The organism is Orrella dioscoreae, assembly GCF_900089455.2.
In the GTDB taxonomy this organism is placed as follows: Bacteria; Pseudomonadota; Gammaproteobacteria; order Burkholderiales; family Burkholderiaceae_B; genus Orrella; species Orrella dioscoreae.
Window position 1 is genome coordinate 1,495,380 of record NZ_LT907988.1, and the last position, 24,330, is coordinate 1,519,709.

The window sequence follows — 24,330 nt, forward strand, 5'->3', positions numbered from 1 at the left end:
CGGCTCAGGCCAGCGCACGCAGCACGGTGCGCACCGCCTCTACACGGGAAACCAGGTCGGGCGCCTTGATCTCGATCTTCAGGCGATCCTGGCCGGACAGGCGGACGTGGCGCTGCTTCTGGACCAGTTCGATGATCCGCACCGGATCCACGGGCGTCTTGGCCTTGAACTGCAGCAGGGCCTGCGTTTCGCTGGCGTCGATCTTCTGGATGCCCAGCGGCTCGGCCGCCAGGCGCAGCCGGTGCGTGGCCAGCAGCGCGCGGGCGGGCTCGGGCAGCTTGCCGTAGCGGTCCACCAGCTCTTCCTGGATATCGATGAGGCCTTCCTCGTCGGTGACGTGCGACAGCCGCTTGTAGAGCGACAGGCGGGCATGCACGTCGCCGCAATAGTCGGAGGGCAGCAGGGCCGGGACATGCAGGTTGACCTCGCAGCCCGCCGAGAACGGCGCGTCGAGATCCGGCTCCTCGCCGGCCTTCAGCGCGCGGACGGCCTCGTTGAGCATCTCGTTGTACATCGAGAAGCCCACCTCGTGGATGTTGCCGGACTGCGAGTCGCCGAGGACTTCGCCCGTGCCGCGGATTTCCAGGTCGTGCATGGCCAGGTAGAAGCCCGAGCCCAGCTCCTCCATGGCCTGGATGGCCTCCAGCCGCTTCTTGGCATTGCTGGTGATGGCGTCTTCGCCAGGCGTCAGCAGATAGGCGTAGGCCTGGTGATGCGAGCGGCCCACGCGGCCGCGCAGCTGGTGCAGCTGCGCCAGGCCGAAACGGTCCGAGCGGTGGATGACGATGGTGTTGGCGCTGGGCACGTCGATGCCCGTCTCGATGATCGTCGTGCACAGCAACACGTTGAACTTCTGCTGGTAGAAGCCCTTCATGACCTGCTCCAGCTCGCGCTCGGGCATCTGGCCATGGGCCACGGCGATGCGCGCTTCGGGCACCAGCTCTTCCAGCCGCGCGCGGCGGTTGTGGATGGTCTCGACTTCGTTGTGCAGGAAGTAGGCCTGGCCGCCGCGCTTCAATTCGCGCAGCAGCGCTTCGCGGATGGTGCTGCCGTCCTCGCGCCGCACGAAGGTCTTGATGGCCAGGCGCTTCTGCGGGGCGGTGGCGATGACCGAGAAGTCGCGGATGCCTTCCAGCGACATGCCCAGCGTGCGTGGGATGGGCGTGGCGGTCAGCGTCAGCACGTCGACCTCGGCGCGCAGCGCCTTCAGCGATTCCTTCTGGCGCACGCCGAAACGGTGTTCCTCGTCGATGATGCACAGGCCCAGGCGCTTGAAGCGGACGTCCTTCGACAGCAGCTTGTGCGTGCCGATGACGATGTCGACCTGGCCGCTGTTGATGCCCTCGATGGCGGCGGCGACCTCCTTGGCCGAGCGGAAGCGGGACAGTTCCACGACCTTCACGGGCCAGTCGGCGAAGCGGTCGGTAAACGTCTGGGCGTGCTGCTCGGCCAGCAGCGTGGTGGGGCACAGGATGGCGACCTGCTTGCTGTTGGCCACGGCCACGAAGGCCGCGCGCAGCGCCACTTCCGTCTTGCCGAAACCCACGTCGCCGCAGACGAGGCGGTCCATGGGCCTGCCGGAGGTCATGTCTTCGATCACCGACTTGATGGCGGCCGCCTGGTCGGGGGTTTCCTCGAAGCCGAAGCCTTCGGCGAAGAGTTCATAGTCGCCGGGCGGCAGCTTGAAGGTGTAGCCCTCGCGCGCGGCGCGGCGGGCATACAGGTCCAGCAGCTCGGCGGCGGTGTCGCGCACCTGCTTGGCGGCCTTGCGGCGCGCCTTGTCCCATTGGCCCGAGCCCAGCTGGTGCAGCGGCGCGGACTCAGGGTCGGCGCCGCTGTAGCGGGCGATGACGTGCAGTTGCGAGACCGGCACATAGAGCGTGCTGCCGCTGGCGTATTCCAGATGGAGGAACTCCATCTCGCCTTCGCCCATGTCCATGCTGACGAGGCCGTGATACCGGCCGATGCCGTGCTGCGCATGGACCACCGGGTCGCCGGCGCGCAGCTCCGACAGGTCGCGCACCATCGCTTCGACATTGCTGGTGCGCTCCTGCGCGCGGCGGCCGCGCCGCGGCCCCCCGGCATGGCCAGGATAGAGGTCGCTCTCGGTCAGGAACAGCACGCCGCCCGAGGCGAGCGTGAAGCCCGCCGACAGGGGCGCCACGGTCAGGCCGAAGGGCGCGGGCGAGGCCAGGAAGGCGGCGATGGTGTCGGTCTGCGTGTCGGGCGCAAGCGCGTGCTCGGCCAGCATCTGGGTGAGGGTCTCGCGCCTGCCCGCCGAGTCGGCGCACAGCAGCACGCGGCGCGCGCCTTGTCCGGTACGGGCCTCTTCCACCAGCGCGCGCAGCTTGCCGAGCGGGTCTTCCGCGCGGCGCGCCACCGCCACGGCGGGGGCGGGGCCGAAATCAGGGTGGCATGCGCCGGCGTCCAGCGCCAGCCGTGCGAAGCCCTTCAGGTGGCCAAACAGCGCCTCACCGGACAGGAACAGCTGTTCGGGCGGCAGCACGGGCCGTTCGCGGTCGCTCTTCAGGAACTGGTAGCGGGTCTGCGTATCTTGCGCGAAGCGGCGGATGGCATCGTCGGCGTCGCCTTGCGACACCACCAGGGTGTCGGCCGCCAGATAGTCGAACAAGGTTGCCGTGTCGTCGAAGAACAGCGGCAGGTAGTACTCGACGCCGGCAAACGGAATGCCGTTGCCCATGTCGCGATAGGGCAGGGCGCGCGAGGGGTCGCCTTCGAACACTTCACGAAAGCGCGCGCGGAAATGATTGCGCGCTGCCTCGTCCATGGGAAATTCCCGGCCCGGCAGCAATTGCACCTCGCGCACCGGATACAGGCTGCGCTGGGTGTCCACATCGAAGGCGCGGATGGATTCGATCTGGTCGTCGAAGAGGTCCAGCCGGTAGGGCAGCGCCGAGCCCATCGGGAAGAGGTCGATCAGTCCGCCGCGCAGGCAGAATTCCCCGGGCGCGGTGACCTGGTCGACGTGCGAATAATTGGCCAGCGTGAGCTGGGCGCGCAGCGCCGCCTGGTCCAGCCGGTCGCCCTGCTTGAAGGCGAAGGTGTAGGCGGCCAGGAAGGCGGGCGGCGCCAGGCGGTACAGCGCGGTGGTGACCGGCACGGTCAGCACGTCCACCTGCCGCTGCATGAGCGAATGCAGGGTCTGCAGGCGCTCGGAAATCAGGTCCTGGTGCGGCGAGAAGCTGTCGTAGGGCAGGGTTTCCCAATCGGGCAGCTGGCGCACGCGCAGGCCGGGTGCGAACAGCCGGATCTCCTCGGCCAGGCGCTGGGCCTCCAGCGGTTCGGCGGTCAGGATGACCAGCGGGCGCTTGCCCTGGTGGGCAATATCGGCCAGCCACCAGGCGTCGCCCGCGCCCGGGGGACGCGGCTGGGCATGGCGCAGGCCGGGTTTCAGGGCGGCAAGGACGGAGGCGGTGGCGGGAACCGGAACGGCCGGCATATCGGCTGGGGGGGAGGCTGAAGTGGACATCGCGCCGATGATTATAAAATCCTCCGCCATGTCTGACAGAATCATCGCCATCGTCCCCGCCGCCGGCGTCGGCGCCCGCGCCAATGCGCAGGGCGGCCAGACCCCGCCCAAGCAATATCGCCTGCTGGCCGGCGAGCCCATGCTGCGCCTGGCCGTCAAGGCCCTGCTCGCGGACCGGCGCATCAGCCAGGTCCGGGTGGCCGTGGCGCCCGGCGACGTGCGGGCCGAGGCCGTCCTGGCCGGCCTGCCGCGCACGGTCGTGCGGCCCTGCGGGGGGAGCACGCGCGCCGACACGGTCCTGAATGCCTTGCGCGAGCCCGATATCGGCGAGCGCGACTGGGCGCTGGTGCACGACGCGGCGCGGCCGGGCCTGCCTGCCGACGCGCTGGGCCGGCTGATCGACGCCTGCCTGTCCGACGGCACCGGCGGGCTGCTGGCCTTGCCGGTGGCCGATACGGTGAAGGAAGGGACCGAGCGCGTGTCGCGCACCGTGCCGCGCGAGGCCTTGTGGCTGGCGCAGACCCCGCAGATGTTCCGCGCCGGCGCCCTGCGTCAGGCCCTGCGCAGCGCCGCCTTGCGCCATACGCCGGTGACCGACGAAGCCAGCGCAATGGAAGCGGCTGGCCACAAGCCCCTGCTGGTCAGGGGCGCGGCGCGCAATGCCAAGCTGACCTGGCCCGAAGATTTCGAATGGATGGAGAAGTGGCTATGACTTTCGCGTTCCGGGTGGGACAGGGTTTCGACGTGCACGCGTTGGTGACGGGCCGTCCGCTCATCATCGGGGGCGTCACGATCCCGCATACCCACGGGCTGCAGGGCCACTCCGACGCCGACGTGCTGCTGCACGCCGTGACCGATGCCGTGCTGGGCGCGGCCGGCCTGGGCGACATCGGCCGTCATTTCCCCGATACGGATCCGGCCTACAAGGGCGCCGACAGCCGCGTGCTGCTGCGCGCGGCCTGGGGCAAGGTGCGGGAGGCGGGCTGGCGGGTCGTCAACGTCGATGCCACGGTGCATGCGCAGGCCCCCAAGATCGGGCCGCACGCTGCCGCCATGGTGGCGAACATCGCGGCCGATCTGGAAGTGGAGGCCGGGGCGGTGAACGTGAAGGCCAAGACCAACGAGCACCTGGGCTACCTTGGCCGCAAGGAAGGGATCGCAGCCACGGTGGTCGCGCTCATCGCGCGCGCCTGAGGCCCCTCGAGCCCTTTGGTACCTAGAGCGTGGCGCCGCCGATCCGGCGGCTGCACGCGCACAGGCCCTCGGTCTGCAGGCTGTCCAGCACGCGCAGGACTTCCTCGGGATTGCGGCCGACATTCTCGCTGTTGACGGACACGTGCTGGATCACGTTGTCGGGGTCCACCACGAAGGTCGCGCGCAGGGCCACGCCCGTGTGCCGGTCGCGGATGCCCAATTGATCGATCAAGGCGCCATTGGTGTCGGCGAACTGGTAATGCCCCAGTTTGCTGAGATCGGGGTGCTCGCGCCGCCAGGCCAGCTTCACGTATTCGTTGTCGGTGGAGCCCGCCAGCAGGACCGTTTCGCGGTCTTCGAACTCGGCCAGCAGGTTGTTGAATCCCACCAGTTCGGTCGGGCACACGAAAGTGAAGTCCTTGGGATAGAAGTAGATCACCTTCCACTTGCCGGGGAAGGCGCTTTCGGTGATGTCCTCGAAAGCCGAAACGCCGTTTTCCTCGTGTTGATTGAAGCCGGGTTTGACGCCGATGACCCGGAAGGGCTCGAGCTTGTCGCCGACGGTTTTCATGGGTTCTCCTGCGGGTTGACCGGGGCCGCGGGAGGCGGCGGCCCCTGTTGCAGGCATTCTACGGGATGGGCCGCCGCCGGGCGGCATGGGCGGCAGCCCCTGGGCGCGGATCGGCTCAGGGATTCTCGGCGTCGAGCTGGAAGGTGCGCAGACGGGCTTTCGGCAGTTCGATGCGGGCGGTGAGCCCGCCGTCTTCGCGCGGCAGCAGCTTGAGCGTGCCGCCCACCTGGCCCAGCAGGCGGTCCACGATGGACAGGCCCAGGCCCGCCCCGCTCACGCCCGTGCGGGCGGTATCGCCGCGCGAGAAGGGGCGCAGCATGCGGGGGATGTCATCGGCCGGGATGCCGGGGCCACGGTCCGAGACCTCGATGGCCACCAGGCTTCCCTCGGCCTGGACGTTGAGCGAAATGTAGGCGCGGCCATCGACCGATTTGCCGTAGCGGCGCGCGTTCTCGATCAGGTTGCTGACCAGGCGTTTCAGGTCCAGCGGCGTGATGCGCACCAGTTGCTCGGGCTCGATGCTGGCGATGAGTTCGCCGCCCATGGACTCGGTGTGGCTGCGCTCGCGGTCGTAGAGCTCGCTCAGCGCCTGGGAGATGTCCGTGGCCATCTGCGGCAGCGCGCCGGCCGGGCGGGCGTAATCCATCAACTGGCCGATGCTGTGGTCGATCTGGGCCAGGTCCTCGTCGATGGCGAGGCGCGCTTCTTCCGTGACGCCGCTCATCTCGATTTCCAGGCGCATGCGCGCCAGCGGCGTGCGCAGGTCGTGCGAGATGCCCGCCAGCATGAGCTCGCGGTCGGCCTCTGCCTGGCGGATGTCGCGCGCCATGCGGTTGAAGCTGGCGTTCAGTTCGCGGATCTCGATGGGACCGGTCTCGGGCAGCGGCGGCGGCGTTTCGCCGCGCGACAGTATCTGGGCCGTCTTGGCCAGCCGTGACAGCGGCCGGTTGACGAAGCCCACGCTGACGGCCGCGCCGATCAGCGACAGCAGCAGCGCCGCGGCAGCCCAGCCCAGCCATTCGATGCCACCGGTCAGGCCGATCTGTTCGCGTTCGAAGACCAGCCAGTAGCTGTCGTTGTTGATCTCGAAGCTGACCCAGAAGCCCGGCACCTCGTTGACCGACCAGCCCAGCAGCGTGGTCGGGCCGAAGCGCGCGGAAATGTGCGCGGCGACGCGTTGCCAGTAGCTGTCGGGGGGCAGGGGGGAGATGACGTCGCCGGGCGCACGGGGATAGACCTGGATGCCCTCGTTGGTGGCAAGATCCAGCAGCATCTTGCTGCGGTCATCCTCGGCGGAATAGGTCAACGCCGTGCGCGTGATGTTCACGGTCGTCACCACGCGCTGGCCCATTTGCGTGGCGCGCGGTCCCATTTCCATACTGAAGAACACTTGCAGCCACGCGCCCAGGCTCAGCAGCATCAAGGCTGCCAGCAGCAGGAAGGTACGACTGAAAAGTCCCAGACGCAGGCGTAAAGCCAGGGCGCGCAAGGCGGATGGGCGGCGGGGACCGGCGTGGCGAGATGCCGCGCCGGCCGCGCCAGACCGGGTATCAGCCACCGCCGTCGGGGACGAAGACGTAACCCAGGCCCCAGACCGTCTGGATGAAGACAGGCTTGGAAGGATTCGGCTCGATCAGCTTGCGCAGGCGCGAGATCTGGACGTCCAGGCTGCGATCGAAGGCTTCGTATTCGCGGCCACGCGCCAGTTCCATCAACTTGTCGCGCGACAGCGGGATCTTGGGATGGCGCGCGAACACCTTCAGCACCGAGAACTCACCGGTGGTGATGGGCACGGTCTCGCCGTTGCGCATGAGCGTGCGGGTCGACAGGTTCAGGGTGTACGGTCCGAAAGCGATGGACTCGTTTTCCTGGCTGGGCGCGCCCGGATGCTCTTCGGTGCCGCGGCGGCGCAGGATCGCATTGATGCGGGCCAGCAGTTCGCGCGGATTGAAAGGCTTGGACAGGTAGTCGTCCGCACCCATTTCCAGGCCCACGATACGGTCGATTTCCTCGGCCTTCGCGGTGAGCATGATGATGGGCGTGTTGTCGTGCCCGCCCCGGAGTCGGCGGCAGATGGACAGGCCGTCTTCGCCAGGGAGCATCAGATCCAGCACGAGCAGATCGAAATGTTCCCGTTGCCAGAGTTTGCCCATTTCCTTGGCATCCTCGGCGACGAACACATTGAAGCCTTGTTCCGAAAGATAGCGCCGCAGCAGATCGCGCAGGCGGGGGTCATCGTCGACGACGAGGACTTTACGGGAGGGATTGGAGGTCTGTGTGTTCATGGCCGCGAATGTAACAGTGCCGGGAAACGGCCGCTAGTGGGTTTACACAAGATATTACACAAAGCAGTCATCAGTACAAAAGCCGCGATTTTTCAGTAACGTACGGAGTTTACGAAGGGCTGAACATGAACGTTCGCGGCACGGGGCCGCAGTTCTTTACAATCCGGTTCCATGATGCTGAACCTGCTTGCCCTGGAAACCTCTTCGTCGCGTTGCGGCGTGGCCCTGTTGCGCCTGTGTAAAGGGGAAGTACAGGTGACGCTTCGCGAGCACGAAGGTTCCCAGGAACATGCCGAGCGCCTGCTGCCGATGGCCGATGCCCTGTTGGCCGAGGCCGGCCTGCGCCGTGCGGACCTGGGCGCCGTGGCCTTCGGCCAGGGGCCGGGCGGCTTCACCGGCTTGCGGGTGGCCTGCGGCGTGACGCAGGGCCTGGCATTCGCCCTGGACCTGCCGGTGCTGCCGGTGGTGTCCCATCTGGCGGTAGCCAGCCAGAGCACCGCCGGGCCCGGCCAGGTCGTGGTGGTGGCGCTGGACGCCCGCATGGAAGAGGTCTACCTGGCCGCCTATCGCCGTGGCGCGGCCGGGGAGGCACCCTGGCAGACCCTGGTGGAGCCCCTGCTGATGCCAGCGGCGGCAGTCCCGGACTGGCTGGCGGCCATGCTGCCTGCATGGGGCGTGGACGAAACCAGCCTGCCTGTGCGGGTTGCCGGCGATGCCTGGGAGGCCTATGCCGGCCAGATGGCCCTGCCCGCGCTCTGCGAGCGCGACCCGGCCTTGCGGCCCGGCGCCGACGCCGTGGCGCGCCTGGGCCTGGCGGCCTGGCAGCGGGGTGAAACCGTGCCGGCCGAGCTGGCTGCGCCCTTGTATGTCCGCGACAAGGTTGCCTTCACGACGGCCGAGCGGGCCGAAGGGGCTGGCGGCAATCCCCGTGCCCGGGTTCCGGGGCCGGCGGCGGCCGCGCCAGGGCCCGCGGGCGGCGCGGCCCTGCCTGCCGGCATGACGCTGTCGCCCATGACGCGTGGCGACATCGACGCGGTGCTGGCCATCGAGACCGCCGTGCAGGCGTTTCCCTGGACCGCCCGCAACATCCAGGATGCCCTGACGGCAGGCTATCCGGCCTGGGTGCTGCGCGAGGCCGGCGGCGCCGCTGCCGGCTTCTACATCGCCATGCACGCCCCCGACGTGGCGCATCTGCTGGTCATCGCCGTGCGCCGCGATGCGCAGGGCGGCGGGCTGGGGCGTTATCTGATGGCGCATTGCGAAGCTGCCGCGGCGGCCCTGGGGCTCGAGGGCGTGCTGCTGGAAGTGCGGCCATCCAATGAGCAGGCGCAGCGCTTCTATGCCAGGCAGGGATTCAAGCAGATCGGCCTGCGGCGTGGCTATTACCCGGCCGCCCACGGCGGGCGCGAGGATGCGCGCGTGCTGCAGAAGCCGCTGGCCGTCGTGGAGCGTCAGCCGTGACCGGCATCGACACTTTCGTGCCGCCCGCGCCGCCGCGGCCCAGCGCGCTGCAGCGCGCGTGGCTGCGCGAAATCGGCATCGACAAAGTCTGGGGGGCGCCGCCTGCGCCCAAGCCTGCCGCCACGCAGGTTTCGGCAGGGGAGACGCGCACTGCGCCACCTGCCGCCGCCGTTGCGCCGGCAAGCCAGACCCCGCCGGCGCCGCCGCCGGCGCGCGCGCCTTCGTCGGCGGATGCGAACGCCGCCCGCCAGGCCGCTGCCGCTGCCCGCCAGGCGCTGATGCCAGGCAAGACCGGCAGATCCGCCGCCGCGCCGGCGGCGCCGGCCATGCCGCAATCGGCCGACACCGCGGCCGCCGTGGCGGGCGCCGACCTGGCGCAATTGCGCGAGATGGTGGTGGGCTGTACCGCCTGCGGCCTGTGCCATGGCCGCAAGCAGGCCGTCTTCGGCACGGGCGCCCCGGCAGCGCGCTGGCTGGTGGTGGGCGAGGCGCCGGGCGAGCAGGAGGACCGCAAGGGAGAGCCTTTCGTGGGCCGTTCGGGCCAGTTGCTGGACGCCATGCTGGCCTCGGTCGGCATGAGCCGGGACAAGGACGTCTTCATCGCCAATGTCATCAAGTGCCGGCCGCCTGGCAACCGCAATCCCAAGCCCGAGGAGATCGCGGCGTGCAGTCCGTATCTGCTGCGCCAGATCACCTTGCTGAAGCCGGAGCGCATCCTGGTGGTGGGGCGCTTCGCCGCCCAGACGCTGCTGCAGACCGAGGCGTCCATCGCCAGCCTGCGTGGCCGGGTGCATCACCTGGACGCGCCTGACGGACGCCGGATTCCGCTGGTGGTCAGCTATCACCCGGCTTACCTGCTGCGCAGCCCGTTGGAAAAGGCGCGGGCCTGGCAGGACCTGCAACTGGCCGTCACGCTGGACAAGCCCGCGGGCTGAGTCCGTTCGGCCGATACAGCAAAAAGGCGCCCAATTTGAACTGACCCCCGAAAGTTGGACGAAATCCAATCTTCGGGGGTTTTTGCATGGCGAAGTACGACGAGCGTTTCAAGCTCAAGGTAGTGAAGGAGTATCTGTCAGGATCGGGGGGATCGAAGACGGTGGGCGCCAGGCACGGTCTTGGTCACGCCACAGTCAGGCGGTGGGTAAGTAGCTATCGAGAGCACGGGGTGTGCGGCCTGCGTCGCAAGGGCGCGAGCTACGACGCGGCATTCAAGCTGCAGGTGCTCAATCGGATGTGGCGTGAGGGGTGGTCTCTGACGCAGACTGCGGCAGCATTTGATATTCGCTCGGCGAGCCACATTGGTAGGTGGGAGCGTCAGTATCATGAGGGTGGAAATGAAGCCCTTGAGCGCCGTCGGCGCGGATGCAGAGCCATGTCAGATCAGTCAGTAAAACCGTCAGGGCCCACAGCCCCAGAGCAGAAAACCCTTGAGGAGGTGCTCAAGGAAAACGAGTACCTCCGAGCGGAGAACGCCTACCTAAAAAAGCTCGATGCCTTGATCCAGCAAAAGAGGGCGGCAGCGCAGAAAAAGCGCAGTTGATCGCTGGGTTGAGGCAAGAGCATCGCGTAGGTGTGCTGCTGGCAGTCGCAGGGCTCTCGCGCAGCACGTTCTACTACCACTTGAAGGCGCGGGGCGTGGCAGACAAGTCTGCGGGGCTCAAGGCCAAGATCAGTGCCGTCTATGCGCGCCACAAGGGCCGCTACGGCTACCGACGCATCACTGCCGCGCTACGCCAGGCTGGCCAGTGCGTGAACCACAAGACGGTGCAGAAGCTGATGCGGGTGCTGGGTCTGAAGTCCTTGGTGCGCCCGAAGAAGTATCGCTCGTACCGGGGTGAGGTGGGCCGCGTGGCGCCGAACGTGCTGGCACGCCAGTTCGAGGCCGACCGTCCGAACCAGAAGTGGGTCACCGACGTGACGGAGTTCAACGTGCGCGGCCAGAAGCTGTATCTGTCGCCGGTGATGGACCTGTACAACGGTGAGATCGTGGCCTACGAGACCAGCGAGCGTCCGTTGTTCGGGCTGGTGGGCAACATGCTCAAGAAGGCGATGCGCCGCCTGTCGCCGGGCGACCAACCGCTGCTGCACTCGGACCAGGGCTGGCAGTACCAGCAGCCCAGCTACCGGCGCATGCTGGCCGATCGTGGCCTCACGCAAAGCATGTCGCGCAAGGGCAACTGCCTGGACAACGCCGCCATGGAGAGCTGGTTCGCCACGCTCAAGACCGAGTGCTTCTACCTGAACCGCTACGACAGCATCGACCAGCTACAGAAAGCCATCGGCCAGTTCATCCACTACTACAACCACCAGCGTATCCGGCTCAAACTAAAAGGCCTGAGCCCGGTGCAATACCGAACTCAGGCCTTGGCCGCCTGACCTTTTAAACTGTCCAACTTCTGGGGGTCAGTTCAATTTTGGGCGCCTTTTTGCCTGGGCATGATGCGTGCGGCGTGGGCCTCAGAGCGCCTTGCCGTGCCCCTCCTGGCCGATGAGGCCGTGCAGGCTCGGGTCGCGGCGCAGGTTGGCGCGGGCCCAGATGATGACCAGGGCCATCAGCGTGGTGACCAGCAGGCCGAAGATCACGATGATGGTGTTGATGGGCAGGTGCAGCTTCAGCATGATCGTGTAGGCCGCGACCATCAGCAGGATGTTCAACTGCTCGTTGAAGTTCTGCACGGCGATGGAGTGGCCCGCCGACAGCAGCACGTGGCCGCGATGCTGCAGCAGCGCGTTCATGGGCACCACGAAGAAGCCCGCCAGCGCGCCCGTGATCAGCAGCAGCAGGTAGACGCTCCAGGGCGAATAGACCAGCGGCATCATCATGACCACCACGCCCATCAGGGCCCCGACGGGCAGCACGGACAGCGCGCGGGTCAGCGGGATGCGGCCGGCCAGCACGGAGCCGACGACGGTGCCCAGCGCCGCCACGCCCATCAGCATGGAGGCCTTGTCCAGGCCGTAGCCCAGGTGCGAGCGGCCCCACTCGATGACGATGAGCTGCAGCGTGGCGCCGGCGCCCCAGAACAGCGTGGTCACCGCCAGCGAGATCTGGCCCAGCTTGTCGCGCCACAGGGTGCGCACGTAGCCCCGGAAGGTGGCGATGAGCTTGATGGGGTTCTTCTGTTGCGGCGGATAGGTGATGTGGGTGTGCGGGATCAGCAGGTTGCAGGCCGCGGCGCCCAGGTACACGAAGGCGATCACCAGGATCGCCGCCTCGGCGGGGGTGCTCACCAGCGTGCGGGCCCATTCGTGGGCCAGCAGCCAGCTGGAGACGCTCGACGAGATCAGCCAGCCGCCCACGACCGTGCCCAGGATGATGGAGATGACGGTCAGGCCTTCGATCCAGCTGTTGCCCTTGACCAGCAGGTGGGGCGGCAGCATTTCGGTGACGATGCCATACTTGGCGGGCGAGTAGGCGGCCGCGCCGATGCCGACCAGGGCATAGGCGGCGCACACCAGATAGGTCTGGCCGGTGGACGAAAGGCCGAAACTGGCGTAGCAGAACATCAGCAGACAGCCCGTGACCTTCAGGGCGTTGGTGATGAACATGACCCGGCCCTTGGGGTACGAGTCGGCAAAGGCGCCCACGAAGGCGGCCAGCGCGACGTACGAGGCGGCGAAGCACCACTTCATGGCCGGCGTCATCCAGTCGGGCCCGTGAAGCTCCTGGATGAGCGCGATGGCGGCGATGAACAGCGCGTTATCGGCCAGCGACGACAGCGCTTGCGCGCCCATGACCAGGTAAAAGCCTCGTTTCAAGCGTTGCCTCCGATGGTGCCCGCGTCACTCCCCCGCTGGGGCGCGCCGGGGGCTATTTGTATCGCTGGGAAAAAAGTGTCAGCGAGTATAGCCGCTGGGCCCGGCGGCGCCTGCGGTATCATTGGCCTCGATGACGAAGACGGCCCCGGATGGGGCCGCTTTTGCACCGCGGTATCCCGTCCCGACAGGCCTTGCATGCCGGTGGCGCCAGGGAAACCGGCGCCAGGCCTGAAGGCTGGACCTGCGCGCCGGGCTGTTGTTCCCGGCCCACGCCGTGCATCGCCGCTGTCCCTTGGCCTAGCCCCGGGTCCTTGTCCGCCCGGATCCGCAATACCTTGCGCTTCTCTCTTCCTTCTTGCAACCGTGCGCCTGATCCAGATAAAACTTGCCGGCTTCAAGTCCTTCGTCGACCCGACCGCCATCCCCGTGCCCAGCCAGCTGGTGGGGGTGGTGGGGCCTAACGGTTGCGGCAAGTCCAACATCATCGACGCGGTGCGTTGGGTGCTGGGCGAGACCAAGGCGTCCGAACTGCGCGGTGAGTCGATGCAGGACGTGATCTTCAGCGGCTCGGGCAACCGCAAGCCGGCCGCGCGCGCCTCGGTCGAGCTGGTGTTCGACAACGCCGAGGGCCGTGCCGTCGGGCAGTGGAGCACCTACGCCGAGATCGCCGTGCGCCGCGTGCTGACGCGCGACGGCACCAGCAGCTACTACGTCAACAACCAGCAGGTCCGCCGCCGCGACATCCACGACATCTTCCTGGGCACGGGCCTGGGATCGCGTGGCTACGCGATCATCGGCCAGGGCATGATCAACCGCCTCATCGAGGCCAAGCCCGAAGAGCTGCGCGTCTACCTGGAAGAGGCCGCGGGCGTCTCGCGCTACAAGGAGCGCCGCCGCGAAACCGAGAACCGCCTGTCGGACACGCGCGAGAACCTGACGCGGGTGGAAGACATCCTGCGCGAACTGGGCAGCCAGCTCGAGCGCCTGGAAAGCCAGGCCGAGGTGGCGCGCCAGTACCGCGAGCTGGAAGCCGACGGCGAGCGCAAGCAGCACCTGCTCTGGTTCCAGCGTGAAACCGCGGCCAAGAAAGAGCGCGCCCAGAAGGCGCTGGAAATCGAGCAGGCGCAAACCGAACTCGAAGGCGCGGTCGCCGCCCTGCGCACCGACGAGGCCGCGCTGGAGTCGCGCCGCCAGGCCCATTACGCCGCCAGCGATGCCGTGCACACGGCCCAGGGCGCCCTGTACGAAGCGAATGCGCAGGTCAGCACGCTGGAGGCCGAGATCCGCCACGTGGTCGATTCGCGCAACCGCCTGCAGGCGCGTCGCGTGCAGTTGCAGCAGCAGATCGACGAGTGGCGCGCCCAGCAGGAACACTGCACCGAACAGATCGCCCAGTCCGAGGAAGAGCTGGCCGAGGGCGCGGCGCGCGCCGAGGCGTCTCAGGCCGCCGCGGCCGATGCGCAGACGCTGCTGCCCGATGCCGAGCGCCGGGTGCGTGAAGCGGCCGCCTCACGCGACGAAATGCGCAGCGCGCTGGCAAAGGTCGAGCAGAGCCTGGCGCTGGCCGCGCAGGCACAGCGCGACGCCGACCGCCAGCTGCAAAGCCTGGAGCAGCGCCGCGAGCGCCTGGAGCAGGAACTGCGCGAACTGCAGGCGCCGGATCCCGTGCGCCTGGAAGAACTGGCCGGTGCCAAGGCGGTGGCCGAAGACCAGCTGCATGAAGCCCAGGAGACGCTGGCCGAGCTCGAGGCCCGCGTGCCGCAGGCCGATGCCGAGCGTTCCAGCGCCCAGCAGGCCGCGCAGGCCGAGGCCCAGTCGCTGGCCAAGCTGGATGCCCGCCTGGCCGCATTGTCCAAGCTGCAGGAAGACGTGCAGAAGCAGGGCACGCTGGAACCCTGGCTGGCCCGCCACGAACTGGCAGGCCTGGGCCGCCTGTGGCAGAAGCTGCACATCGAGCCGGGTTGGGAAACCGCGCTGGAGTCCGCCCTGCGCGAGCGCATGGCCGGCCTGGAGGTGCGCAACCTGGACTGGGCGCGCGCCTTCGCCGAGGACGCGCCGCCCGCGCGCCTGGCGTTCTATCAATTGCCCGTGCCGGCTGCCGTGCCGGCGCCGCCTGCCGGCCTGACGCCGCTGGCCAGCCTGCTGCGCATCACCGATCCGGCGCTACGCACCCTGCTGGCCGACTGGCTGCGCAACGTCTACACCACGCCAGACCTGGCGCAGGCGCTGGGCGCGCGCGCCAGCCTGCCCGAGGGGGCGGTGCTGGTCGTCAAGAGCGGCCACCTGGTCGATGCGCACAGCGTGCGTTTCTACGCCGCCGATTCCGAGCAGGCTGGCATGCTGGCGCGACAGCAGGAAATCGAGAACCTGCAGCGAGAGATCAAGGCGCAGCAACTGATCGCCGACCAGTCCCGCAGCGCGGTGGCCCGCGCCGAGGCCGGCTGGCAGCAGGTCAGCCAGGCGCTGGCCCCGGCGCGCCAGCGCGTGTCCGAGGTCACGCGCCGCCTGCACGACCTGCAGCTTGAACATTCACGCCTGCAGCAGCAGGCCCAGCAAACCGGCGAGCGCGCCGCGCGCCTGCGCGAAGACATGGAAGAGATCGGCGTGCAGCAGGAAGAGCTGCGCGCCGCCCGCGAGGAAGCGGAAGCCCGTTTCGAGTCGCTGGACGAGGAGCTGGGCGAGAAGCAATCCGTCTTCGCCGACGCCGAGATCGCGGGCGAGGACCTGGCCGCCCAGGCCGAGGCTGCCCGTGCCCGCCTGCGCGAGCTGGAGCGCGCCGCCCAGGAGGCCGACTTCACCGAGCGTGGCCTGCGTGCCCGCATCGTCGACCTGCAGCGCAACCAGCAGCTGGCTGCCGAGCAGACCCGCCGTGCCGGCGTCGAGCTCGAACAGTTGCAGGAAGACCTGGCCGTGCTGGATGCCTCGGCTGCCGAGGCCGGCTTGCAGGATGCGCTGGAGCTGCGTGCCGAGCGCGAGGAGTCGCTGTCGCGCGCCCGCATCGAGCTGGATGATCTGTCGGCGCAACTGCGTTCCGCCGACGAAGAGCGCCTGCAACGCGAGCGCTCGCTCGAGCCGCGCCGGGCGCGGATCATGGAATTGCAGCTGCAGGAGCAGGCCGCGCGCCTGGCCATCGAGCAGTTTGCCGAGCAGCTGGACGCGCGCCAGGTGGACCGCGATGCGCTGGCCGCCGACCTGGAAACGCTGGACGAGTCGTGGCGCCGCGTGAACTGGCTGCAGTCCGAGGTGCAACGCATCTCGCGCCAGATCGAATCCCTGGGCTCCGTGAACCTGGCCGCGCTGGACGAATTGAACACCGCGCGCGAGCGCAAGGGCTTCCTGGATTCCCAGCACGCCGACCTGAACGAGGCCATCGAGACGCTCGAAGACGCGATCCGCAAGATCGATCGCGAGACGCGCGCCTTGCTGCAGGAAACCTTCGAGACCGTGAACGGTCACTTTGGAGACCTGTTCCCCAGGCTGTTCGGGGGCGGCGAGGCCAAGCTCATCATGACGGGCGAGGAAATCCTGGATGCGGGGCTGCAGGTCATGGCGCAGCCGCCGGGCAAGCGCAACAGCACCATCCACCTGCTGTCGGGGGGAGAGAAGGCGCTGACGGCGACCGCCCTGGTGTTTGCGCTCTTCAAGCTAAATCCGGCGCCGTTCTGCCTGCTCGACGAGGTGGACGCGCCGCTGGACGACGCGAATACCGAGCGGTATGCCAACCTCGTCAGCAGCATGAGCGAACAGACCCAGTTCCTGTTCATCTCGCACAACAAGATCGCCATGCAGATGGCCAAGCAACTGGTGGGCGTGACGATGCAGGAACAAGGGGTTTCGCGTATCGTGGCCGTGGACATCGATTCCGCGGTGCAATGGGCTGCCGAGGCGGCCTGAGTACCGTAGGCGCCGTCCCTCGCGGACTGGCAGCGGAGTAAAAAGAATGAGTGATTTGCAGATCGGACTGGTCGTTTTGGGCGTGTTGATCATCGCCCTGGTGCTGGGATTCAACTGGTGGCAGGATCGCCGTGCGCGCGAGCGCATGCAGGCGCATTTCCCGGCCTCCGAGCACGACCCGCTGCTGGGCGCGGGCGAAGCCGGCCCCGCGGAGGGGCGCCGTGAACCGGGCATGGCCGCGTCGCGCCACGACGCGGCCGGTGACGATGCCGCGGCTGCCGCGCCCGAGGCCCACGACACCGAGGAAACCGACGATGGCAGCGAGGTCGTCATCGATCTCGCCCTGGCCGGTTCGGTGCGTGGCGCCGACCTGATCCCGATGCTGCAGGGCCTGCGCAGCGCCGGCCGCAAGCCCATACGCGTCTTTGCCGAAAGCGATCGCGGCCGCCACGCGGCGCGCCTGCGGTCCGACGAATCCTATGTGTCGCTGCAACTGGCGGTGCTGCTGGCCAACCGCAGCGGTCCGCTGACCGCCATCGAGTGGTCGCAGGTCTGGGGACGGGCGCAAGACCTGGCCGAAAGGCTGGAGGCCACGGTCGAGGGGCCCGATCAGCAGGCCGTGCTGGATCGCGCTGCCCGGCTGGACGACACCTGCGCCGCCCTGGACACCCAGGTGGGCCTGACGGTGCTGCTGGGCGCGGCCCAGCCTGTCGATACCGTGCTGCGCGCGGCCCGCGACATCGGCTTCGCCGACCTGGACGGCCGGCTGGGCTGGCTGTCCGACGAAGGCATTGCCCGTTTCACGCTGTCGCGAGGCGATGGCCAACCCTTCGAAGGCGGACCGGGCACGGTCGAGCGCCTGAGCCTGCTGCTGGACGTGCCGTGCAGCCCGCCCGACGACCAGCCCTTCGGCCGCATGGTCAAGGTTGGCCGCGAGCTGGCCGCGCGCCTGCGCGCGGACCTGGTGGACGACCAGGGCAGGCCCCTGCATGACGGCGCCCACGCCGGCATCGACGAGCGCCTGCAGGTGCTGTATACCCAACTGGAGCAGGCCGGCTTGCGCGCCGCCAGCCCGCGAGCCCAGCGAGTGTTCTCTTGAGCCAAGGCAAGTCGGCTGGCGGCGTCGCCCCAGCCCAGGAAGCGGCGCGCCTGCGCGAAGAAATCGAGCATCACAACGTCCTGTACTACACCCAGGACGCCCCGGAAATCTCCGACGCCGAGTACGACGCGCTCATGCGCGCGCTGCAGGCGCTGGAGGCCGAGCACCCTGAACTCATCACGCCCGAGTCGCCCACGCAGCGCGTCGGCGCCGCGCCCGTGGCCGCGTTCGGCAGCGTCACGCATGCCGTGCCGATGCTGTCGCTGGGCAATGCCTTCGATCCCGAGGAAGCCCGCGCCTTCGACCAGCGGGTCAGCGACACGCTGCGCCGCGCGGGCCTGCTGGGCGCCGAGGCGCAGGCCGCCTATTTCTGCGAGCAGAAGCTCGATGGCCTGGCGATCAGCCTGCGCTATGAAAAGGGCGTGCTGGTGCAGGCCGCCACGCGCGGCGATGGCACCACGGGCGAGGATGTCACCAGCAATATCCGGACGATCAAGTCCATTCCCCTGCGCCTGAAGGACGCCGCGCCGCGCGTGCTGGAAGTGCGCGGCGAAGTGTTCATGAACCGCGAGGACTTCGAGCGCCTGAACGCGGCGCAGGCCGAGCGTGGCGAGAAGGTCTTCGTGAACCCGCGCAATGCTGCCGCGGGCAGCCTGCGCCAGCTCGATCCGCGCATCACCGCGCGCCGGCCCTTGCGCTTCTATGCCTACAGCTGGGGTGAAGTGCATGGCCTGCCACGCAGCCAGCCGGGCCTTTTCGACGAGCCCGCGCCGGGCGTGCGCGAGGCGTCCGAGCTGCCGCGCGAGACGCACGGCGAGATGCTGGCCTGGTTGGCCGCGCTGGGCCTGCCCGTGAACACGCGCCACAACGCGCTGAAGTCCGGCGCGGATGGCCTGCTGGACTATTACGCGACCGTGGGCGAGGCCCGAGCGGGCCTGGGATACGACATCGACGGCGTCGTCTACAAGCTGGATTCCCTGCCCGGCCAGCGCGTGCTGGGCTACGTGGCGCGCGCGCCGCGCTTTGCCGTCGCACACAAGTTCCCCGCGGAAGAGGCCACGACACGACTGCTGGCCATCGAGGTGCAGGTGGGCCGCACCGGCGCCATCACGCCCGTGGCGCGGCTGGAGCCCGTGTTCGTGGGCGGCGTCACCGTCACCAACGCCACCCTGCACAACGAAGGCGAGATCGAACGCAAGGACGTGCGCATCGGCGACACCGTCGTGGTGCGCCGTGCGGGCGATGTGATTCCCGAGGTCGTGGGGCCGGTGCTGGACAAGCGTCCGGCAGACGCCACGCAATTCGTCATGGCCACGCATTGCCCGGTCTGCGGCTCGGCCATCGAACGTCCGGAAGGCGAGGCCGTATCGCGCTGCACGGGCGGCCTGTTCTGCGCCGCGCAGCGCAAGCAGTCGCTGCTGCACGCCGCGGGACGCAAGGCGCTGGACATCGAGGGCCTGGGCGAGAAGCTGGTCGATCAACTGGTCGACAGCGATCGCGTCAAATCATTGGCCGATCTCTTCACGCTGAAGGCCGAGGAACTGGCCGACTTCGACCGCATGGGCCAGAAGTCCGCCGAGAACCTGGTGCAGGCGCTGGACGTGGCGCGCAAGCCCTCGCTGGGCCGCCTCATCTTTGCCCTGGGCATCCGGCATGTCGGGGAAACCACCGCGCGCGATACCGCCAGGCATTTCGGCTCCATCGACGCGGTCATGGATGCATCGGAAGAAGCGCTGCTGGCGGTGCCCGACGTCGGCCCGGTCGTGGCGGGGTCGCTGCATCGTTTCTTCCAGGAGGAACACAACCGCGAGGTCGTGCGGCAACTGAAGCAGCAGGGCGTGGATCCGCAGCCCGAGGCACAGGCCCAGGGCGGCGGCGTGCTGGCCGGCAAGACCCTGGTGCTGACCGGCACCTTGCCGGAATGGACCCGCGACGACGCCACCCGCCACATCCTGGCGGCGGGCGGCAAGGTGAGCGGTTCCGTCTCGAAGAAGACCGCCTATCTGGTGGCGGGGGAAGAGGCGGGCAGCAAGCTCGCCAAGGCCCAGGAGCTGGGCGTGGCCATCCTGGACGAGGCAGGGCTGAAAGCCTTGCTGGGAGTGGCCTAGCGCCGGGTTTGGGAACAGCGGGCTCGGGGCACGGCTGCCTGCTTGCCCAACGCTGCGCCGGCGCGACCGGCGCAAGCGGCACCCGCAGCCTGCGCATCAGGCTGCGGGCATCGCGTGGCGCGCACACCTTCACGTCGTTGTCGAAGTAGCAATACACGTCCCGGTGCGCCGCGCGCGGCGCGCGACCGTCCACGCGCCGTGCGTCAGCGGGCTCGCCGCCACAGCATCGGTCCCAGCTTGTCACCCAGCGCCAACACCCCCGAGGCCATGAAATTTGCCATGGGCGTGCGCACGTCGTGCAGCCTGCGGATATGGGTGATGTAGCGCGGCGCCTTGACGCTGAAGACGAAGCCTTGGGGCGTGTCGTCGCGCCAGCGCCGATAACGCGCACGCTCGGGCACGAGGAAGTGGCGTGAGCGAACCGTGACGGCTTGACCTCAAGCCCGCTTGAGGTCCGACCATGCCGGGTATCGCACTTGCATGCGTGCCCGTGGCCAGCCTGGTTCCCGGGCCATCCGCCACCAGGAGCCGCTCATGACCGCTGCACCTTCCCCCCTGACCTTCATCAACCCGCCCGGCCTGTACGATCCGCGTCCCAACGGCTATTCGCACGTGGCTGTCGTCTCCCCCTGCACGCGCATGGTCTACGTGTCGGGGCAGGGCGGCGAGGATGCCAGCGGCGCGCTGCCCGCGGAGTTCGCGGCGCAGGTGCAGCAGGCCCTTTCCAATCTCGTCACCGCGCTGCATGCCGCGCAAGCCCAGCCGCGCGATGTGGCCAAGTTGACCGTGCTGGTGGTGGATCATTCCGAAGCACGCCTGGGTGTGTTCTCGCAGGCCTTGGGGGCCCTGTGGGGGAAAGCGCCGCCGCCCGCCTGCACCCTGATCCCCGTGCCCCGTCTGGCACTGGATGGCATGCTGATCGAGATCGAGGCAACCGCGGTGTTGCCTGCCTGATGCCATGCCGTGTGGCGCCGGCAAGGAAAAAGCCCCGGCAGATGCACTGACCGGGGCTTTTTCACGCGTAAGGCGCGTCGTGCTTACTGCACCTTGGCCTTTTCACGCAGGCCGTTGCGGTAGGTCGTGAAGGCTTGCTGGCGCAGCATTTCCTCGATCTGCGGGCGAACCTGGTCCAGCGGGGGGAATTCCACGGGACGGGCGTCCTCGACCTGGATGACGTGCCAGCCGAATTGGGTCTGCACCGGCTTGGCGCTGATCTCGCCCTTCTTCAGCGCGGTCACGGCCTGCGCGAAAGGTTGGACGTAGTTCGAGGCCGGGGCCCAGCCCAGTTCACCGCCACGCTCGGCGCTGCCCGGATCCTTGGAGTTCTTCTTGGCCAGGTCTTCGAACTTGGCCTTCTTGCCCGTCAGTTGGGCGGTCAGGTCGTTGGCCAGCTTCTCGTCTTCGACCAGGATGTGGCGAACCTTGTATTCCTGCTGATTGCCTTGCTCGGCCTTCAGCTTGTTGTACTCGGCTTGCACCTGGGCGTCGGTGACGGGGTTCTTCTTCAGGAAGTCGGCTTGCAGCGCGCGCACCAGGATGCCCTGGCGGGTCAGGTCGAGTTCGGTCTGGACTTCGGGCTGCTTGGCCACGCCAGCCTTTTCGGCGGCTTGCAGCAGCACTTCACGGGTGATCAGTTCCTGCTTGACCTGTTCGCGCAACTGGGGCGAATCGGTGGCACCTTGCGTGACGAGCAGCGAGACGAACTGGTCGACGCTTTTCTGCGTGATGGCCTTGCCGTTGACCGTCGCGACGTTCTGGGCGTACAGCGGAGCGGAGAGGGTCAGGGCCGCCAGCGCCAGGGCGATACGTTTCATGGGAAGGAACTTCCTTTCAGGGAGACTGGGCATCCAGCGCCAGGGCATGGATGGGATAGGGGATCAAATCCTGCAAATGATGATACACCAGCCGATGCCGCGCCACGGGCGTCAGGCCGGTGAAACAGGCGGCCACGATGCGGACGCGATAATGGCTTGCGCCGCCTGCCGCGCCGGCATGGCCGGCGTGCAGGTGGGACTCGTCCAGGATGTCCAGCGACTGGGGTTCCAGGGCCGCCAGGCGGGCGCGGATGAGCGCCATGCGTTCGGTGTCGGCGCCGCTCATGGCTGGCGCTCCTGTTCTGCCAGCGGCTTGGCGGGAAGGTCGTCGCCGGCGCCTGCGCCGGTTTCCTCGGGCGCCTGCATGTGGCGGCCCAGCCAGACCGATTGGCCGATGACGAAGACCAGCAGCAGGCCCATCAGGCCGAACACCTTGAAGCTGACCCACTGGCTCTCGGTGTAGTGGCCCGAGAAGGCGACGTACAGGTTGGCGCAGCCCGCCAGCACGAAGAAGAGGGCCCAGCTGGCGTTGAAGCGGTCCCAGATGTTGTCGGGCATCCGGATCTTGGCGCCCAGCAGCTTGCGCAGCAGGTTCTTGCCCAGCAGGTAGCGGGAACCGAGCAGCGCGCCGGCGAAGAGCCAGTAGACCACCGTGGGCTTCCACTTGATGAAGGCCTCGTCGTGCAGCAGCAGGGTGGCGCCGCCGAAGAAGACGATGACGCCCAGGTTGACCCAGTGCATGCCCTCGATGGCCTTGCCCGTCAGCTTGAGCCAGGCGATCTGCAGCACGCCCGCGGCGATGGCCACGGCCGTGGCTACATAGATGTCCGCGAAGCGATAGGCCGCGAAGAAGAGAATCAGCGGAAAGAGATCGAACAGGAACTTCTTCATGCGGGATCGGGCTCGAAAGTCATGGAAAGGGAGTTGATGCAGTAGCGCAGGCCGGTGGGCGGCGGGCCGTCGGGAAACACGTGGCCCAGGTGCGAGTCGCAGATGTTGCACAGCACCTCGGTGCGCACCATGCCGTGGCTGGTGTCGGTTTCCTCGCGCACGCGCGCCGGGTCGATGGGGTCGAAATAGCTGGGCCAGCCACAGCCGGCGTCGAACTTGGTGTCGGAGGCGAAGAGCGGCGTGCCGCAGCCCACGCAACGATAGATGCCGGGCGTGCTGGTATTCCAGTATTCGCCGGTGAAGGCGCGTTCGGTGCCCTTCTGGCGGGCCACGTAATACTGTTCGGGGGTGAGCTGCTCACGCCATTGGGCGTCGGTTTTGGTGACTTTCTGCATGAGGTCTCCTGCCGGACTGCAAAGGGGACGGATCGAAGGGTATTGGACCACGGCGCCGCACCAGGGTTCTGTCCATTATCCCATCCCGGGGGGCTGATATCATTCCGCCCTACAAAAGCAGCTCATTCCCATAAATTCTCTGCGTTGCGGCACGGTCTGGCATCGCGCCCCCGCACCCAGGAGACACCATGACCTCTCGTAGCATGTTCCGGCTGTCCGCATGGACTGCCGCTCTGGCGCTGTCCTTGCCCCTGGGCGCCGCCCAGGCCCAGGTGAAGGTGGGGGTGACCGTGTCGAGCACCGGGCCCGCCGCCTCGCTGGGCATCCCCAGCCGCAACACCGTGGCCCTGCTGCCCACCGACGTCGACGGCATCAGGATCGAGTACATCGTGCTTGACGACGCCACCGATCCGACCCAGGCCGTGCGCAATACCCGCAAGCTGATCGCCGAGGACAAGGTGGACGTGGTGCTGGGCACCAACGGCACGCCCGGCTCGCTGGCCATGGTCGACGTGGCCGCCGAGACCGGCACGGCCATGATCAGCGTGGCCGCCAGCGCCAAGATCGTGCAGCCGGTGGACGAGAAGCGCCGCTGGGCCTTCAAGACGCCGCAGAACGACGCCCTGATGGCCGCCGCCCTGGGCGACGCGATGGTCAGGCAGAAGGTCAAGACCCTGGGCTTCATCGGCTTCTCCGATGCCTATGGCGAGGGCTGGCTGACCGAAATGACCCAGGCGGCGGAAAAGCGCGGTATCAAGGTCGTGGGCGTGGAACGCTATGCGCGCAACGACACCAGCGTCACCGGCCAGATCCTGAAGCTCGTGTCCGCGCGCCCCGACGCGATCCTGGTGGCCGGTTCGGGCACGCCCGTCGTGCTGCCGCAGAAGGAATTGAAGGCGCGCCGCTATGCCGGCCGCATCTACCAGACCCACGGCGCGGCCAACAGCGACGTGCTGCGCGTGTGCGGCCAGGACTGCGAGGGCATGATCCTGCCGGCCGGCCCGCTGCTGGTGGCCAGCCAGCTGCCCGACAGCCACCCGGTGAAGGCCTCGGCCCTGGTCTACACCGAGCTGTACGAAAAAGCGCATGGCGCCGGCTCCACCAACACCTTCGGCGGCCACCTGTGGGATGCCGGCCAGCTGGTGCTGGCTGCCGTGCCCAAGGCCGCCGCCACCGGCGCCAAGCCGGGCACGCCCGCTTTCCGTGCCGCCCTGCGCGACGCGATCGAAAGCGTGCAGAACCTGGCGGTTTCCCAAGGCGTCTTCAACATGAGCCCCACGGAGCACGCCGGTTTCGACGAACGTGCCCGCGTCATGGTGACCGTCAAGGGCGGCAAGTGGGTCTACCAGCCCGATCTCTGATTTTTCCC

The 24,330-nt window shown here is 68.1% G+C and carries 20 protein-coding genes; 10 read left to right on the forward strand and 10 right to left on the reverse strand.

The features are described 5' to 3' along the window. Positions 1-4: 4 nt before the first annotated feature. The gene (gene mfd, locus ODI_RS06955; RefSeq protein ID WP_098020861.1) at positions 5-3,460 is read right to left on the reverse strand and encodes a transcription-repair coupling factor; all 3,456 of its coding nucleotides are present in this window, start codon (positions 3,458-3,460) and stop codon (positions 5-7) included. Positions 3,461-3,518: 58 nt separating this feature from the next. Here mfd and ispD point away from each other — a divergent pair, with 58 nt between their 5' ends. Beyond that, complete coding sequence (gene ispD, locus ODI_RS06960) at positions 3,519-4,202, forward strand: 2-C-methyl-D-erythritol 4-phosphate cytidylyltransferase (RefSeq protein WP_067759008.1); 684 nt, start codon at positions 3,519-3,521, stop codon at positions 4,200-4,202. After that, entirely contained in the window at positions 4,199-4,684 is a 486-nt protein-coding gene (gene ispF, locus ODI_RS06965) for a 2-C-methyl-D-erythritol 2,4-cyclodiphosphate synthase (RefSeq protein WP_067759005.1), read from the forward strand. The genes ispD and ispF overlap by 4 nt, the downstream gene beginning before the upstream one ends. 22 nt (positions 4,685-4,706) lie before the next feature. On the opposite strand, the gene ODI_RS06970 is transcribed toward ispF, so the two are convergent. From ODI_RS06970 to ompR, 3 genes are all read right to left on the reverse strand, one after another. Beyond that, complete coding sequence (locus tag ODI_RS06970; protein ID WP_067758990.1) at positions 4,707-5,255, reverse strand: peroxiredoxin; 549 nt, start codon at positions 5,253-5,255, stop codon at positions 4,707-4,709. 115 nt (positions 5,256-5,370) lie between these two features. Then, positions 5,371-6,744: a sensor histidine kinase gene (locus tag ODI_RS06975; protein WP_067758987.1), complete on the reverse strand. Its 1,374-nt coding sequence runs from the start codon at positions 6,742-6,744 to the stop codon at positions 5,371-5,373. A gap of 61 nt (positions 6,745-6,805) precedes the next feature. Further along, the gene (gene ompR, locus ODI_RS06980; RefSeq protein ID WP_067758984.1) at positions 6,806-7,540 is read right to left on the reverse strand and encodes an osmolarity response regulator transcription factor OmpR; all 735 of its coding nucleotides are present in this window, start codon (positions 7,538-7,540) and stop codon (positions 6,806-6,808) included. A 171-nt stretch (positions 7,541-7,711) separates the two neighbouring features. Between ompR and tsaB the strand changes: the two genes are divergently transcribed. From tsaB to ODI_RS06995, 3 genes are all read left to right on the forward strand, one after another. Next, positions 7,712-9,001: a tRNA (adenosine(37)-N6)-threonylcarbamoyltransferase complex dimerization subunit type 1 TsaB gene (gene tsaB, locus ODI_RS06985; RefSeq protein WP_067758981.1), complete on the forward strand. Its 1,290-nt coding sequence runs from the start codon at positions 7,712-7,714 to the stop codon at positions 8,999-9,001. Next, positions 8,998-9,936, forward strand: a complete 939-nt coding sequence (locus tag ODI_RS06990) for a uracil-DNA glycosylase (RefSeq protein WP_082985496.1) — start codon at positions 8,998-9,000, stop codon at positions 9,934-9,936. Before tsaB ends, ODI_RS06990 begins: the two co-directional genes overlap by 4 nt. 86 nt (positions 9,937-10,022) lie before the next feature. Further along, positions 10,023-11,377 (forward strand): IS3 family transposase gene (locus tag ODI_RS06995; RefSeq protein WP_098020808.1). Its coding sequence is split into 2 segments (ribosomal slippage): positions 10,023-10,479 and positions 10,479-11,377, totalling 1,356 coding nucleotides; the frame shifts between segments, so codons are not numbered across the junction. An 81-nt stretch (positions 11,378-11,458) separates the two neighbouring features. Here the strand turns inward: ODI_RS06995 and lplT are convergent. Then, positions 11,459-12,760, reverse strand: a complete 1,302-nt coding sequence (lplT, locus tag ODI_RS07000) for a lysophospholipid transporter LplT (RefSeq protein ID WP_067755459.1) — start codon at positions 12,758-12,760, stop codon at positions 11,459-11,461. 363 nt (positions 12,761-13,123) lie between these two features. Here lplT and smc point away from each other — a divergent pair, with 363 nt between their 5' ends. The 3 genes from smc to ligA are packed head-to-tail and all read left to right on the forward strand — an operon-like array spanning position 13,124 to position 19,861. After that, entirely contained in the window at positions 13,124-16,654 is a 3,531-nt protein-coding gene (gene smc / locus ODI_RS07005) for a chromosome segregation protein SMC (RefSeq protein WP_067755455.1), read from the forward strand. A 46-nt stretch (positions 16,655-16,700) separates the two neighbouring features. Further along, the gene (locus tag ODI_RS07010; protein ID WP_067755453.1) at positions 16,701-17,753 is read left to right on the forward strand and encodes a cell division protein ZipA C-terminal FtsZ-binding domain-containing protein; all 1,053 of its coding nucleotides are present in this window, start codon (positions 16,701-16,703) and stop codon (positions 17,751-17,753) included. Continuing rightward, complete coding sequence (gene ligA / locus ODI_RS07015) at positions 17,750-19,861, forward strand: NAD-dependent DNA ligase LigA (protein WP_067755449.1); 2,112 nt, start codon at positions 17,750-17,752, stop codon at positions 19,859-19,861. Before ODI_RS07010 ends, ligA begins: the two co-directional genes overlap by 4 nt. A 203-nt stretch (positions 19,862-20,064) precedes the next feature. Here the strand turns inward: ligA and ODI_RS22670 are convergent, their stop codons facing one another. Continuing rightward, positions 20,065-20,262: a DUF72 domain-containing protein gene (locus ODI_RS22670; RefSeq protein WP_067755444.1), complete on the reverse strand. Its 198-nt coding sequence runs from the start codon at positions 20,260-20,262 to the stop codon at positions 20,065-20,067. Positions 20,263-20,395: 133 nt separating this feature from the next. Here ODI_RS22670 and ODI_RS07025 point away from each other — a divergent pair, with 133 nt between their 5' ends. Continuing rightward, positions 20,396-20,815: a RidA family protein gene (locus tag ODI_RS07025; RefSeq protein ID WP_067755441.1), complete on the forward strand. Its 420-nt coding sequence runs from the start codon at positions 20,396-20,398 to the stop codon at positions 20,813-20,815. 83 nt (positions 20,816-20,898) lie between these two features. Here the strand turns inward: ODI_RS07025 and ODI_RS07030 are convergent, their stop codons facing one another. From ODI_RS07030 to msrB, 4 genes are read right to left on the reverse strand one after another with little or no spacing between them, the layout of a single operon-like run. After that, positions 20,899-21,675, reverse strand: coding sequence for a peptidylprolyl isomerase (locus tag ODI_RS07030; RefSeq protein ID WP_067755438.1), 777 nt, complete (start codon positions 21,673-21,675; stop codon positions 20,899-20,901). Between the two features lie 16 nt (positions 21,676-21,691). Further along, positions 21,692-21,961 (reverse strand): BolA family protein, encoded by a 270-nt coding sequence (locus ODI_RS07035; protein ID WP_067755437.1) that lies wholly within the window; start codon positions 21,959-21,961, stop codon positions 21,692-21,694. Then, positions 21,958-22,566: a septation protein A gene (locus ODI_RS07040; protein WP_067755436.1), complete on the reverse strand. Its 609-nt coding sequence runs from the start codon at positions 22,564-22,566 to the stop codon at positions 21,958-21,960. Before ODI_RS07040 ends, ODI_RS07035 begins: the two co-directional genes overlap by 4 nt. Next, positions 22,563-22,961, reverse strand: coding sequence for a peptide-methionine (R)-S-oxide reductase MsrB (msrB, locus tag ODI_RS07045; RefSeq protein ID WP_067755434.1), 399 nt, complete (start codon positions 22,959-22,961; stop codon positions 22,563-22,565). Before msrB ends, ODI_RS07040 begins: the two co-directional genes overlap by 4 nt. A 188-nt stretch (positions 22,962-23,149) precedes the next feature. Here msrB and ODI_RS07050 point away from each other — a divergent pair, with 188 nt between their 5' ends. Beyond that, complete coding sequence (locus ODI_RS07050) at positions 23,150-24,322, forward strand: ABC transporter substrate-binding protein (protein ID WP_067755431.1); 1,173 nt, start codon at positions 23,150-23,152, stop codon at positions 24,320-24,322. The last annotated feature ends 8 nt before the right edge of the window (positions 24,323-24,330 follow it).